Here is a 14,237-nt window from a genome sequence, read left to right on the forward strand (position 1 = left end):
CCTCAGGCTCCAGCCTGTGAGGATGAGGTGATTAGGGTTCTTTAGGGTTTGAGGCAGTGGCATGCACCTAGATTGGGGCAGTGGTGCCTGCTAGAGCTAATATGGTTGGGTTAATAAAAAACCTTCATTAAAGGTGTATAAGGAGACAAGTACCAGTGTCTGAGCTTTCCGAAGCGAATTTGAATGCTGCAGCTGAGGCTGCTGCTCAAGCTTTCGCTGCTGCCACTAACCTCGAAGAGTTAGCCATTGCTCGCCGTGATCACCTCGGCGACGACGCCCCGATTCCCCAGGCTCGTCGCGCTCTGGGCTCCCTGCCCAAGGAAGAGCGCAAGGAGGCCGGCCGCTTGGTCAATATGGCACGTGGCCGCGTCGAAAAGCTCTATGCCGACACCAAGGTTGTGCTGGAAGAAAAGCGCAATGCTGAGGTGCTCAAAGCTGAACGCATTGATGTCACCGTGCCCACCACCCGCACCCAAACTGGTGCCTTGCACCCCATCACGACGCTGAGCGAGCACATCGCCGACATCTTCGTCGCTATGGGCTACGAGGTTGCAGATGGTCCCGAGGTGGAGGCGGAGTACTTCAACTTCGACTCGCTTAACTTCATCCCTGACCACCCTGCGCGCACGCTGCAAGACACCTTCCATGTGTCTTCTGCTGGTTCGAAGCAGGTGCTGCGCACGCACACGTCTCCTGTGCAGATGCGTACCATGCTCGACCGCGATGTTCCTATCTATGTTGTGTGCCCTGGTCGCGTGTTCCGCACTGACGAGCTTGACGCAACCCACACCCCAGTCTTCCACCAAATTGAGGGCTTGGCCGTGGATAAGGGGCTGACCATGGCGCACCTGCGCGGCACCCTGGATCATCTGGCAAAGACCCTGTTCGGGCCCGATACGCGCACCCGCATGCGTACCAACTACTTCCCCTTCACCGAGCCGTCCGCCGAGGTAGATGTGTGGTTCCCAAATAAGAAGGGTGGCGCTGGCTGGATCGAGTGGGGCGGCTGCGGCATGGTGAACCCGAACGTGCTGCGTGCAGCGGGTATCGACCCCGAGGTGTACACCGGTTTTGCGTTCGGCATGGGCCTTGAGCGCACCTTGCAGTTCCGCAACGGCCTCAACGACATGCGTGACATGGTTGAGGGCGATGTTCGTTTCACCATGCCATTCGGCATTCAGGCTTAACTCACACGAAGGAGAAGGAAGAAAATAATGCTGATTACTCAAAGCTGGGTGAGCACGCTCCTTAGTGAGGCAAACCCTGAATGGAAGGGCGTAACCCCTGACGAGCTGGATGCTGGCTACGTGCGCGTCGGTTTTGAAACTGAAGGGTACGAGTCGATCCCCGAAACCACAGGTCCGCTGGTTATCGGTCGCGTGGAGTCTATTGAGGAGCTGGAGGGTTTTAAAAAGCCGATCCGTCACTGCATGGTGAATGTGGGTCAAGCGAACGGCACGGGTGAGCTGCAGTCGATCGTGTGTGGTGCCCGCAATTTTGTTGAAGGTGACACTGTTATTGTGTCGCTTCCTGGCGCGGTTTTGCCCGGCAATTTCGCTATTGCTGCACGTGAAACGTATGGTCGCATGTCGGCGGGCATGATTTGTTCTGCCGCTGAGCTGGGTCTGATCGATAAGGCATCCGGCATTATGACCATTGACCCTCAGCTAGGTGAACCTGGCGATGACGCCCGTTTAGTGCTGGGGCTCGACGACACCGTGTTTGATGTGAACATCACCCCAGACCGCGGTTACGCACTGTCTGCCCGTGGCTTGACCCGCGAGCTGGCTTCGGCTTTCGGCTTGAAGTACAACGATCCTGCGCAGGCAACGTTTGCGAATGTTCCGGCTGCATCCGGCTCGCTTATCGACGTCGAACTCAAGGCTGAGACGAAAGCGCGCCGTTTCGGGTTGCGCAAGGTCACAGGCATCGATCCTCATGCCAAGACCCCATTGTGGATGGAGCGCGAGCTCATGCTGGCTGGTCAGCGTCCTGTGAATGTGGCTACGGATGTGACTAACTATGTGATGTTGCTGTTGGGCCAGCCGATGCACGCTTTTGATGCGGATAAGATTTCCGGAAACTTGGTTGTGCGCACTGCGCAGGCGGGGGAGAAGCTTTTCACCCTCGACCATGTGGAGCGCACCTTGGATGCTGAGGATGTTGTTATCTGTGACGATAACGGTATTCAGTCTTTGGCTGCAGTGATGGGTGGATCGACATCTGAGATTTCGGATGAGACCACCAATGTGTACTTTGAGGCTGCGAACTGGGATCAGATCACCACGGCGCGTACTTCCCGCCGTCACAAGTTGTCGAGTGAGGCATCGCGCCGTTTTGAGCGCGGTGTTGATCCTGCCCTGGTTGAGGTGGCCTTGGATATGGCCTGCTCCCTGTTGCAGGAGATTGCTGGCGGCACCATTGAGGCCGGTCGCACCTTGGTGGGCGAGGTTCCTGCGATGCCTGTGATTACCATGGCAGCGAATCGTCCTGCCCAGATCGCGGGCGTGGAGTATTCCCGTGAGACTGTGATTGCCCGCCTCGAAGAGGTTGGTTGCCAAGTGGAAGAGTCCAGTTGCGGTGGCAAGCTGGAGGTCACCCCGCCGACGTGGCGTCCTGACCTGACCGAGTCTTGTGATCTGGTGGAGGAGATTCTGCGCCTTGAGGGCTTGGAGGATATTCCTTCCATCGTGCCGCCCGCACCTGTGGGCCGTGGCTTGACCCCAGTGCAGAAGCGTCGCCGTGCGATTGGCCATGCGCTTGCGTACAACGGTTATGTGGAGATCTTGCCCACCCCGTTCATCCGCCAAGACACGTTTGATACGTGGGATTTGGCTGAAGATGATGAGCGCCGCGCTGTGGTGAAGGTGCAAAATCCGCTGGATGCGGAGTATGCGGTGCTGGGCACCACGTTGCTGCCATCTATGTTGGAGGCGCTGTCGCGCAATGTGGCTCGCGGACTCACTGATTTGTACTTGTTCGGCCAGCAGCAAGTGGCGTTTGCTCGTGGCGCGGGTATCTCCCCGATGCCTGATGTGACAAAGCGCCCCAGCGCTGAGGAAGTCAATGAGCTGCTTGAGTCGCTGCCGTACCAGCCACTCTATGTGGCAACCGTGGGCACCGGACTTGTTGAGTTCGAAGGTCCGTGGGGCAAGGGACGCGAGTACACCTATGCGGATGCGATTGAGTCGGCGAAGATTGTTGCTCGCGCAGCCGGTGTTGAGCTGGAGCTTAAGAACGTGGAGCACTTGCCGTGGCACCCTGGCCGCTGTGCTGCTTTGCTTGTCGACGGCGAAATTATCGGCCATGCCGGCGAACTGCACCCACAGGTTGTTGAGCGCCTTGGCCTTCCGAAGCGCACCTGCGCTATGGAGTTGAATGTGTCAAAGCTTCCGGTGACTGAGGTCCTTCCGGCTCCTGTGCTGTCGGCTTTCCCCACCTTGAAGCAGGATTTGGCGCTTGTGGTCGATGAGGAAACTCCTGCTGAGGCTGTGCGCCAGGCAATTGTTGAGGCCGCTGGTCCGCTTCTTGAGAAGGTGGAGCTGTTCGACATTTACCGCGCGGAGAATCTCGGCGCGGACAAGAAGTCCTTGGCCTTCGCCCTGACCTTCCGCGCCCCTGACCGCACCCTCACTGATGACGAGTGCTCCACCGGACGCCTCGCCGCAGCAGACCTAGCTGCGCAGCGTTTCGGTGCACAGATGCGAGCGTAAAATTTCTTAGCACTAAGGCCCTCACGATTGACGATTGTGAGGGCCTTTAATCTTTTCGGCAGCGAGTCTGGTACGCAGTGTCGCTGCCTTCTGCTCTGTGCTGAAATTTTCACCTTCTGTCTCTGCGGACAATTGGGGTGGTAGCTCTTACCGAAATCAAAAGACCTTAACTGGGTTTATCGATATATTTCCCGCCGATGACCTACCCGGAGCACAAGAATGATGAGTTCTTGGTCGTGGATATCGTAGATTATTCGATAGCTGCCTACTCTTATGCGATATTCACCATTTCCGCCTCGAAGCTGAATGCAACCGTTTGGCCGTGGGTTGTTTGCTAATTCGCTGATCGCGTTAACAACTTTTATGGCAGTTTGCTTATCGAGCTTTCTTATTGCTTTTGCAGCGGAAGGAACGTAGCTAATTTCGTATGGCATAGATGAAGCGTCAGATCCCGAGTTCGCGGATTAGCTCATCATGAGAGACGCGTCCGATCTCGTTGCGTGCTTCGGTTGCAGCGCGAATATCTTCTTGATCTTCGATTGCTTGCATGGCTCGATCATAAAACTCAGGTGAAACCACAACTGCGCGACGCCTTGCTCCACGCGACGTGACAATTACAGGTTCGCGCTGTGCAGCCGCAATGTAATCACTTTGTTTTTCGCGGAATTGGGAAAGCGTTACGTAAGTCATGGGTCTTAGTGTACTACTTGTACAAGTTGTACGTCTAGTATTCTGTCGAAGTTTTCAGGCATTGACTAACTATGTTTTCATCGCCGCTGATCCGTTTATTCCCTCAAGGACTAACTCGGATTTTTCATGGGGTGCGGGTAAGAGTGTGTAGAAAGAAAAGCATCTTTGAACTGATGAAATAACGTTGATTAAAGCAATAAACCAAGCAGAGAAGGTGAACTTTCACAGTGGGATCTACTGCATACACCCGCAAGGTGGCGAACTGTACACATCGTGTTTCCCACGCCAGGGTATTGGCCTTTGCTTACAAAGCCCAACTCGTTGGGAATGTTGCCAGTCTTGGTCGTGTTTTCTCACGTCCATGGTTGACACACGTTCGGGGATATGGGGCTTGAATTAGCATTATCGTTGTAGGTGACTTTCAGAGAACTAGGGGTGTACTGGATCAAGCTAGGGAAAATCGTTCAAGCAGTGTGTTACATATTTCGGTTGCTTCCTTAACTGGGAGGTCCTTGCTTAGCAGTAGTTTGGATGTGTTTTTCCTAGTGAAATGGTATTTTCTTCAGCTCCCAATTTTCGCGATCGTGGTGGCTCGATAAGAATGCAAAAACCGCATCATCCCCGCGTGTGCGGGGCTTACAGCGTGATGGTGCTCGTCGGAGCGGTGCCCACGGGATCAGCCCCGCGTGTGCGGGGCTTACATGTGATTAAGGGGGTTAGGGGGGATAGTTTGCGGATCATCCCCGCGTGTGCGGGGCTTACGAGTACTACCACCACGAAAATGGCCGCGTTACCGGATCATCCCCGCGTGTGCGGGGCTTACATTAGCGGAATTTCCAGTTACGTTACTTCGTACGGATCATCCCCGCGTGTGCGGGGCTTACCGGATGCTTATGGGTGTTCCAGCCCTTAGGGACGGATCATCCCCGCGTGTGCGGGGCTTACCAGGGGCGGTTGATGCAACAAGCGTTGAAGCCAGGATCATCCCCGCGTGTGCGGGGCTTACACAATCCACAAGCCCTAGCGGAGATGCAACACCGGATCATCCCCGCGTGTGCGGGGCTTACGCTTTGGCGTAGAGCATTTGCTGCGGAATCTTCGGATCATCCCCGCGTGTGCGGGGCTTACGGTGTCGCCCAGTTTGATCCACTCAAGGGCGTAGGATCATCCCCGCGTGTGCGGGGCTTACACGAGTGTTGTTCTCGTAGAACCTCTCAACGGCGGATCATCCCCGCGTGTGCGGGGCTTACTGGGCATCCTGAATGACGGCTCGCGTGTCTCGCGGATCATCCCCGCGTGTGCGGGGCTTACTCCGCAACCTCCTCCACGAACGGGATACCTTTCGGATCATCCCCGCGTGTGCGGGGCTTACCATTGCGAGACTTTCCGTAATGCGGTAAACGACGGATCATCCCCGCGTGTGCGGGGCTTACGCTGGTCTGCTCAGTTAGCAGCGTCATGAGCGCGGATCATCCCCGCGTGTGCGGGGCTTACAGAACAAAGTGAATAGCCAACCCGCCGCCAATCGGATCATCCCCGCGTGTGCGGGGCTTACGGTTGTGCACACCGTGGCGGGGCTAGTTCTTGCGGATCATCCCCGCGTGTGCGGGGCTTACTTCTGCAATGGATATAACGCTCCCTATCATTTCGGATCATCCCCGCGTGTGCGGGGCTTACGCGTGGCAGAAGCGAAGCGCCAGTCGATGCATCGGATCATCCCCGTGTGTGCGGGGCTTACTTGGACAGCTTCATTAATGCTCATTCTGATAGCGGATCATCCCCGCGTGTGCGGGGCTTACGTACGTCGCTTAGCCTGTAGCGGACTTCTTCGCGGATCATCCCCGCGTGTGCGGGGCTTACCACATGAATAACATCATCGGCAACACCCATAGCGGATCATCCCCGCGTGTGCGGGGCTTACCATCGCAGTCTGCTGAGATGTCAGACCAACCCAGGATCATCCCCGCGTGTGCGGGGCTTATCTCCCCGCCCTGAACCGTTGGTTTGATAGTCGCGGATCATCCCCGCGTGTGCGGGGCTTACTTAACCTTAGCCACCTTCGCAGCGGGCATAACCGGATCATCCCCGCGTGTGCGGGGCTTACAGCCCAGTCCTCGTAATCGAGTTCAACGCGCCCGGATCATCCCCGCGTGTGCGGGGCTTACTCATGGGCGGAATACGCCCCGAGGTAGCCGTTAGGATCATCCCCGCGTGTGCGGGGCTTACTCCAGGCTGTGTTTTATACCGCATTATATGTCCGGATCATCCCCGCGTGTGCGGGGCTTACGTTTGGTGCCACTATGCAGTATGCGGCGACGTCGGATCATCCCCGCGTGTGCGGGGCTTACAGCCCAGTCCTCGTAATCGAGTTCAACGCGCCCGGATCATCCCCGCGTGTGCGGGGCTTACGTATCAAACGCGGCAGGCGCAGACCCTTTCAACGGATCATCCCCGCGTGTGCGGGGCTTACACGAGCTGCCAGCACGGTTCTCCGAGATGCTTCGGATCATCCCCGCGTGTGCGGGGCTTACCGGTTGGCTTGCGGTGGGGTGAAGCTGCAGCGCGGATCATCCCCGCGTGTGCGGGGCTTACCCTAGTTTAACAGGGAGGATGGCAGTATGTGAGGATGATTTCATTCAATTCTAGTTATTCTTGAGTTCGTTGAAGCCCACATTTTTTCATTGGCACGAGTAGAAACATCAGCGATCAATAGTTGATGAGAAATAAGCTCTGGCGCTACCCGAATCAAGAACTCGAACTCGGAGATTGTAAATGATTCACGCTCGACAATGGGCAATTGATACTTGTTAAACACCACCGAAGAACCACGACGGAAAGAAAAAGTTCCATTTCCATACGGTGCTAACGTTTTACCCAAGCTCAACACCCCGAATAAGGCCAAAGGAACCACTAAAGAGCGCGAAAGCGAATCGGTGGCTAAATTGCTCGAACCATCCGAGGCCATATCTAAACCTCCCGCACCCCTCAGCTCTGTTTCATGGGACCATCCCTTACCAGCGCTCCAAAGCACACTAACATCGAAAGAATCAGGGTAATTGAATGCAGACGAGTTTCGAGCAAGCAAACTTAAAGGTAAAAGATACGTGTCGGAGCACACACATTGAGGAACCTCTTCCCCCGTAGACGGATTGATCCAGCGAGGGACTACATACTCTTCTTTAACCGAATCGCGGGGTAAATGTGAACACCAAAGCGCAGTCGCAATGCGCTTATAATCGTCCGGCCAATCATGTTTTTCCAAATAATCGACCAGTGCGGGAGAAATTTTCAATTTTTGATTTTTGGTTGAGAGTTTTGAATTTGCTAATTCCTTGAGAATTTTATTAGTAGAAACCACAAAACCTTGCCAAAAATCATAAAATTTATTAAAAATTGTGTCAATATCCGTATTGCTTAAGATGATCGGAACCCCATTTCTGAACTCCAATCGTGCCTTTTCATCGTAAAGGCTAACGAAGGAAAGGACACCCATGGAAGCAAACCAGTTCAATGTTTTAGCCTTCCTCAAAGCTAAACCGAGCAAAGGCGTTTCTTTTAGAACAAAATCATGACAAAAATCATGATCAGGTCGCACGCCAGAGTGTTGAATATGATTGATAACATCGGTATTCAAAGAAAGAGGTGAAACGCTAGGATCTGGAAAAGCAGATGCTTCCCAGTCTGAAATTCGCAACACAGACTCCAGCCAACAAAGGCCCCAAAGGCCAAATTCTCCACTAAGTGCTACAAAACGATTAATCCACTTTGCAGTCGCAGCATTCAAACGATTCACACCACGAGCACCGCCATGGTGGGAAGCAATTAAATGGCAAACTAAAGGAGAAAAGCCAACCTTTTCTGCTGCGATCGCCGCAGCACTAGCATGATCATAGCTTTCCGGCAGTAAAGCTAAGCTAGAACTAATCGAATGCCGATTGTAGCTTTTCGCCAACAATGGGTCGTGAGCCAACTTTCCTAACATCATTTGGAAAGAATCAATAGCTTTTCCGTGATCATGCAAAAAGGCAGCATCCAGCAAATCTTCACGAAGCTGGCTATCAATATCAAAGTAAGAAAGCTTTTGCTCAGTGAGCTTCTTAACTTGCGTACTATGCTCCGCAAGAGTTACACAGTTGTTGTTAGAATGGGAATCCTTTCCCGAATTGCGGCATAGCAATACCGACTTTCCCTGCTTTGTGAAACGTACACGAGCGGAACCGAACTGAGGAAAACTTAACCGAATATGTTCCGCGATGAGCGATCTACGTTCACGTCGCAAAATCTCGGTATTGTTCAAAAGTTCATCAATTTCATCCCAATTCTCACCACCTGCAGAAATATAAGTATTAGCATTTAATGGCGCCCAGAAAGGTTGAGAATTTTCCAGCGCTAAAGCCAAACTAACATCAGGAACTTCCATAGTGCAGCAATGGGCATTGTTAGGCAAAAAGCCTAACGAGGGAGAATATCCTCCCAAACATGTAGCAAAAACAATGGTGCAGCCTGGACGAAGATCTGAGAGTTTTTCTGGAGTGAACCACTGATCGCCAAAAGAAACACGAATACGGTTGAGTTTCTCTTCAATCTTTTCTTTATTTAATTTATTTGGAGCGAATGAATGCAAATCAATATCGGTTATAAGTGAATCAGCTCTATGATCCTCGCCTAGAAAAGCCAACACTTCATGAATTGATAATTCAATTGTTTCTGCTGGCTGTAAAACGCAAGTCTGTAGTGTATTCAAGTCCGCCCGCCATGCGATGGTGACAAGTTCAGCGCGCTTTGTAGAATCAGGTCCGGTAAGCCATGCATCCACATCTAATGGAGGAGAATACGGAGTGGTAGTAGCCAAAAAATGCTTGGCTATCTCAAAAGTAAACTTCGCGGTTCGTGCTGGAGCAGGCCAAACCCTCTTTAGGAGCTCATTTGGTGTATGCTCAAGTGCCTCATGCACATCGCAAAGAGACGCAGAGATCGACTGGTTTTCTTCCGTCATGAGAGCAAGGAGTTCTTTGGTGGCCAAAAGTGGTTCTTCGCCGTAAACTGCCTTCGATGCATCAGAACCAATAACCGCATCTTTGTTCTCGAGTAAAGGAATAACCACTAGACCTTGGGGGTTTTGTGACTGTCCATTGCGATTTAGGCGGCCGAATCGCTGAATTAAACTGGGCCAAGGCGCAAGTTCAGTTGCAAGGAAATCCACTGAAAAGTCTGCGCCAACCTCAACTGTTTGGGTTGCTACAAGAATATGGTTAGGAGAAACAATCTCCGAGGATTCCTTTGGGCGATCTGCAGCACGTATGCGTGAAGTTATGAGCTTAACTTGGCGCGAATCTTTACGCTTCCTAAATTCACTTTCAAGTTTTTCCGCAATTAAACGCGCCTGCTGAACAGAATTAACAACCACTGCAGCCTTAGCGTCTTTTTGCGGCGTTCGATCGTAAAAATTAAAAACACTTGTAACGATTGACTCAGTTATTGCCTGAACAGTTTTATTCGGGTTTTGAGCCATTAAGCGCTCAACCATTACTGGGCGCAATGCTTTCCACAAAATTTGTAAGTGCTTTGATTCCTTTTTCACATTCACATGGATTTGCGAGTCATGATCGCGAACAAGTTCTGGCGGAATCGTTGCGCCTAAAAGTGAAATCTGCATAGGAGGAACACCAAGTTTCTCGCAGCGGGGAGCTTGAATTTCAGCCACATCTCGTAGCGTAGAAACTTGGACAGCGGCTAACTGTGGTTCATCGAAAAGAACGACTGAATCCAAGGCAGTAAGCGCTGCGTGAATGGGGCGGGTAGCAGAAGAAACGCCTGGTGCTTGGCCTAAAACACGCATCGTAAATTGAGTTGCGGTAGTCACGATGATCTTAGCGCCATTGACATCCAGCCAATCAAACTGATCATGTTTGCTACCGTGGAAACTTGTGATGCCCAACGGAGACATCTGCGCTGAATGCTGAAGGCTACTAAGGGCTGATGCGACAGCACGAACAGCTGGCGTTTCACCTTTGGTTACTGCCTCCTGCAGACGTTCGACATGCTGATAGGCGCCATCAACAACAATCCTACGTTCCACAACGTGAAAGATTCTTTGGCCAATTGACCGAGGAACTCTTTCAACAATTTGTTTTGCTAAAGCCCAAACTGCCACATCGATAGCACTAGTTTTGCCTAACCCTGTTGGAATAGCGATTCGATCAGGGAATTTACCAGTACTCGCTACAAAGTTAGAAAGCTCGATTTGCCAATTATAGGGGGCAAAGCCATGTACTTCTTGGAAGAAGTCAGCGAAAGTAGGAAAATCTCTTTTAAGCATTGTGCCCTCCATTAGAAGAAGCTTGGGTAAGAACCCCACACCCAACAGAAGTATCGAATCCAACAGTGATCGGCCCAGTAATGGGGAATTCGAATTTCACATGTATGTGCCAATCAACAAACCCTGGGGTTAAAAACTGAGAAGGGCCAACCTTCGGTGCTCTGCCACTCCCTTGAGATAACGGGGCAGGCTTAATTTCAAGGATGTTGATCTCAGGAACATCTAGCCCTGTCTTATCGCGAAGTTCCATGAGGATATGAGCATGAGCGTAGTCAAGTTTGTTGTAAGAACGCACCGGAGTGACAGATCGCCACAAATGATCAGATAGGAAAATATTCCGAGGATCCAAACTTTGCTTGTAGTCTGAAGGTTCGACAACCCACTCAAGTGGAAGAAGCTCCTGAGTCCGCAGAATAACTTCTTCAAAAGACTTCGCTTGAACCATAACGCCCATAAGCCGTCCATCGCCATGCAGATCGTCCCCAAATACGAGAGGGGTAACTGAGCAATCAGTGCGATCTGAAATCTCTTTTAGATATCGAGCACAAGAATGTGCCCTTACACTGGGCTCTACAGCGAAGATAAAAAATGGATCACAGTCATGGTTGTTAATTGAAACGTAATGGATATCTGGTGATTGGAGGTCAGGTGCCCCAGAATCGACTAGACCCTCAGTAGTTCGTTCCTCATGACGACTCTTAAGACTTTGCAAGTAGCCTGGTGCCCAGCCACGAAGCTTCAGTCCAGTTGAACTGAGGCTGGGAATGTAGAGTCGCCGCCCTTGGTTATCGAATGACGCCAAATCTCCTTCAAAGAACTCTACAACCACAGTCACCAAATCGTTTGAGCAACCAAAGTAAGGTATTCCTTCGGCAGCTTGATCTAAAATCGCACAAAGCTGCAATTGTTCCTTAGGTGAAAGGGAATCCAAGGAAACCAAATAAGAAAGATCAGGAGACGAGACAGTCCGAGCACCGTTGAGTCGTTTTCCGTAAGAAACGTGTTCCGAAAAAGCTCGAAGTTCATGCCAATCGCTGATGCGTAAACAGCCTTTGAGATCCTCCATCTTCGCAGATTTCGGCTTACTACGATTCTCGAAAAACCAATCTGGGAAAGGATACTTATTAACCTTCGGCGTGTAATGCAATGGATCGATGGCGTCGAAAGCCTCACCAGCAACAATTATTGGAGCTGGCAACGATTCTAGAACTTCAAGGGTATCAAAACACTTTTTGGCATCTAATGATGCCGCAGCCCCAGCGACTAAAGCCGCAAATATTCGCGAGGGAGCAGGTGGCCATTCACGGTTGGTGCCTTGTTGGGGCAACCTACCACTGAAAGTGGCCTCACCTTCCCAATGAACGTTAATTGCCAAAAAAGTTGACACCGGTTAATCGCTTTCCTTGCTGCTGCCAGAGGACTGGTTTAGGATAGCCTCAGTAATGATCTGCAAACCTTGCTTAGAAGGTACCAGGTAAATTCGGTCTTTTGAGCTACCGAATACTCCCAACTTGCGGGCATGGTCGAGAGTCTCTTTCACTGTTGGAAGAAGTACCGACTTGTCATTGCCAATATTTAGAGAATCTATTTCTCGTGTCCCTCGACGGCGTAAGCCCCATGAATTGTTGGTATCGATGAGATCGCAACCTGAACGAAGGAAAGAATTTTCGTTGGCGAGGATGCGGCCGTAAATACCCAACGCCGCTAATGCAGCAACAACTGCAGTTTTCTGTTCTCCATTTAAGCTTTGATCTTGTGCTACCGCTGCGCGCAAACCAGTTAACGAGATCGTGGTGGATCCCAAAATGTTTGCGCAGGTAACAAGCTTGTTTGACCAAGCGGTTGGTACCATGCCAAAGCCAAAGTGTGAAGGTGAATCGAATCCCTTTGCATTCTTGGCGCTCTGATTGGGTTGGAAAGTGATTTCACCAGTCTGGGGATCGGTGGACATGGCGGTCTTGCCGGAAGCGGGGTAGGGGGAACCTTTAGTCGCTGATATCCAGAGTTTGTGGGCGTCATATCCTATGATGGATGCAGTGAAAGAACGAGCCATTTTATGGGCGATTGGGGCTCCGATGGATAGCCAATAGCCGAATAAAAGGGCGTTGGGGCTGAGCTTTAACAAAGGGAGGACATTGGTAGGGCCACCTGAAATGATTGTGTTGTACAAATCGCCCCCAGCCCAAACCGGCCTATTCGTTCGAGGATCAATGGAGGTGCGCAACCAAGCGTCCGCATGACGGTGTGGTGCAGTCCACGATGAGACACCGCCAAATTCCATGAGTCGGAGAAACTCGGGCAGATAGCTTTCACTGCGCTCAGTTGGGTGATTAAATTTCTTAGCTCGCTTTTTCAGCTCGTTCCTAAATACTTCCTCGGCTAGATTCAATGCGCTTTCATCAACATTGAGAACAATACCGGGAAGATCAAGAGCATCACGCTCGGCCCAGAGAGCATTTTCCACACGTGTTGCTTGATCCCCAACAGAGGCAACTTGGACTGCGCTGCCAATACGCGGAGAATCGTTGTCCATAATTGGAGTGTGGAAACCAAGACTATTCGGTTTTCTTAATACTGTACGTTCGGTGAATGCTGGCTCGGACGGTTTTTTCGCGTCAGCTTTGGATTCAGATTTTGCGTAAGTGGCAGGGGCAATGGGTGAGCCAACACCAGCAGCGGGCTCGTAAGTCGTATCGCAAAGAATGATGGCAGCATTTCTGTCAGCGGCGAGTTCGAGAAGGAGATCATGGGTAAGCGTAGTGGTCATTTAATTTTCCTTTCTGAAAGTGCAAAGTGGATTAGAGTGGTCGAATGAGGCCCAGGCCGTAGTTTCTACCACGGCCGATTCCAGTACGAAGCAACGTAGATAGGGTGTTGTTTTCACCTTCGGCGGTTAAAACGATCGAAGCTGTGGGAATTGATTCTTTCTTTCGAATGCGCGACAAATAAATGCTGTCTGTTTGGGTAACTGACAAGTCAGTGATCGTGAGTCCTTGACGTTGGAAAACCTGTCGCGCCCAATTTTCAAGGTTTGAGACAGGCACAGGCGTTAAACGTGAGCGAGGGCGTTTGATAGCAAAGCCTTGCGATTTCATAAACTCCTCTAATTCAAGATTCCTTGGCACAGAGGGGGAGTATTGGCGAGCCACGAGCACATGGGCGCTAAGCGCGCCGGTGGGTGCAGTGAATTGTTGAGACGCTAGTTCGGTCGTTCCTTTGGGCTTGGTGAACGTAGCTTTTTCGTGGTGTCGCACGGTAAGAACTCGGCTGGTTATATCGAAGTGCCACAGCAGCTCGGCATCAGATCGAGGAGATTCGGCATCAAGATTGCTTCCGTCGAGGCAACGCATAAGAACTTTGTGGGCATCACGGCGAGAATTGTGGAAGCAAGACACTAGGTCAACTTTTTCCACTAAGATTGTTCTTTGTATTGTTGGTAATTTACTCAAGAAATCCCCTGATTAATATGAGAGATTTTTAGCTTCAGCAGGTTTCCCTGTTGGTTTTGTTAGTTT

The 14,237-nt window shown here is 51.4% G+C and carries 8 protein-coding genes and 1 CRISPR repeat array; of the genes, 2 read left to right on the plus strand and 6 right to left on the minus strand.

What is annotated here, in order from left to right; genetic code table 11:
* The first annotated feature begins 155 nt into the window (after positions 1-155).
* Together pheS and pheT are read left to right on the plus strand one after the other, a co-directional pair.
* Positions 156-1,187, plus strand: a complete 1,032-nt coding sequence (gene pheS, locus CFELI_RS05875) for a phenylalanine--tRNA ligase subunit alpha (RefSeq protein ID WP_277104381.1) — start codon at positions 156-158, stop codon at positions 1,185-1,187.
* A gap of 27 nt (positions 1,188-1,214) precedes the next feature.
* On the plus strand, positions 1,215-3,713 hold the full coding sequence (gene pheT, locus CFELI_RS05880; RefSeq protein ID WP_277104380.1) for a phenylalanine--tRNA ligase subunit beta: 2,499 nt from the start codon (positions 1,215-1,217) through the stop codon (positions 3,711-3,713).
* Positions 3,714-3,889: 176 nt separating this feature from the next.
* Here the strand turns inward: pheT and CFELI_RS05885 are convergent, their stop codons facing one another.
* The 6 genes from CFELI_RS05885 to CFELI_RS05910 form a co-directional block, all read right to left on the minus strand.
* Positions 3,890-4,147 (minus strand): type II toxin-antitoxin system RelE family toxin, encoded by a 258-nt coding sequence (locus CFELI_RS05885; RefSeq protein WP_277104379.1) that lies wholly within the window; start codon positions 4,145-4,147, stop codon positions 3,890-3,892.
* Between the two features lie 10 nt (positions 4,148-4,157).
* Positions 4,158-4,403, minus strand: a complete 246-nt coding sequence (locus tag CFELI_RS05890; RefSeq protein ID WP_277104378.1) for a type II toxin-antitoxin system Phd/YefM family antitoxin — start codon at positions 4,401-4,403, stop codon at positions 4,158-4,160.
* A 611-nt stretch (positions 4,404-5,014) separates the two neighbouring features.
* Positions 5,015-6,995: direct repeats of the CRISPR family, unit length 29 nt; unit sequence CGGATCATCCCCGCGTGTGCGGGGCTTAC.
* 40 nt (positions 6,996-7,035) lie between these two features.
* Positions 7,036-10,722: a type I-G CRISPR-associated helicase/endonuclease Cas3g gene (gene cas3g, locus CFELI_RS05895; RefSeq protein ID WP_277104377.1), complete on the minus strand. Its 3,687-nt coding sequence runs from the start codon at positions 10,720-10,722 to the stop codon at positions 7,036-7,038.
* Positions 10,715-12,109, minus strand: coding sequence for a type I-G CRISPR-associated protein Csb2 (gene csb2 / locus CFELI_RS05900; RefSeq protein WP_277104376.1), 1,395 nt, complete (start codon positions 12,107-12,109; stop codon positions 10,715-10,717). Before csb2 ends, cas3g begins: the two co-directional genes overlap by 8 nt.
* Before the next feature lie 3 nt (positions 12,110-12,112).
* Positions 12,113-13,489, minus strand: coding sequence for a type I-G CRISPR-associated protein Cas7 (locus CFELI_RS05905; RefSeq protein ID WP_277104375.1), 1,377 nt, complete (start codon positions 13,487-13,489; stop codon positions 12,113-12,115).
* 31 nt (positions 13,490-13,520) lie between these two features.
* Entirely contained in the window at positions 13,521-14,117 is a 597-nt protein-coding gene (locus tag CFELI_RS05910) for a type I-E CRISPR-associated protein Cas6/Cse3/CasE (RefSeq protein WP_277104374.1), read from the minus strand.
* Positions 14,118-14,237 lie beyond the last annotated feature (120 nt).

Origin of the sequence: Corynebacterium felinum (genome assembly GCF_030408755.1) — a bacterium.
Lineage (GTDB): Bacteria > Actinomycetota > Actinomycetes > Mycobacteriales > Mycobacteriaceae > Corynebacterium > Corynebacterium felinum.

Coding starts and splice junctions, on each gene's coding strand:
- cas3g (WP_277104377.1), bottom strand. CDS start 10,722: ATGCTTAAAAGAGATTTTCCTACTTTCGCTGACTTCTTCCAAGAAGTA.
- CFELI_RS05905 (WP_277104375.1), bottom strand. CDS start 13,489: ATGACCACTACGCTTACCCATGATCTCCTTCTCGAACTCGCCGCTGAC.
- CFELI_RS05885 (WP_277104379.1), bottom strand. CDS start 4,147: ATGCCATACGAAATTAGCTACGTTCCTTCCGCTGCAAAAGCAATAAGA.
- pheT (WP_277104380.1), top strand. CDS start 1,215: ATGCTGATTACTCAAAGCTGGGTGAGCACGCTCCTTAGTGAGGCAAAC.
- CFELI_RS05890 (WP_277104378.1), bottom strand. CDS start 4,403: ATGACTTACGTAACGCTTTCCCAATTCCGCGAAAAACAAAGTGATTAC.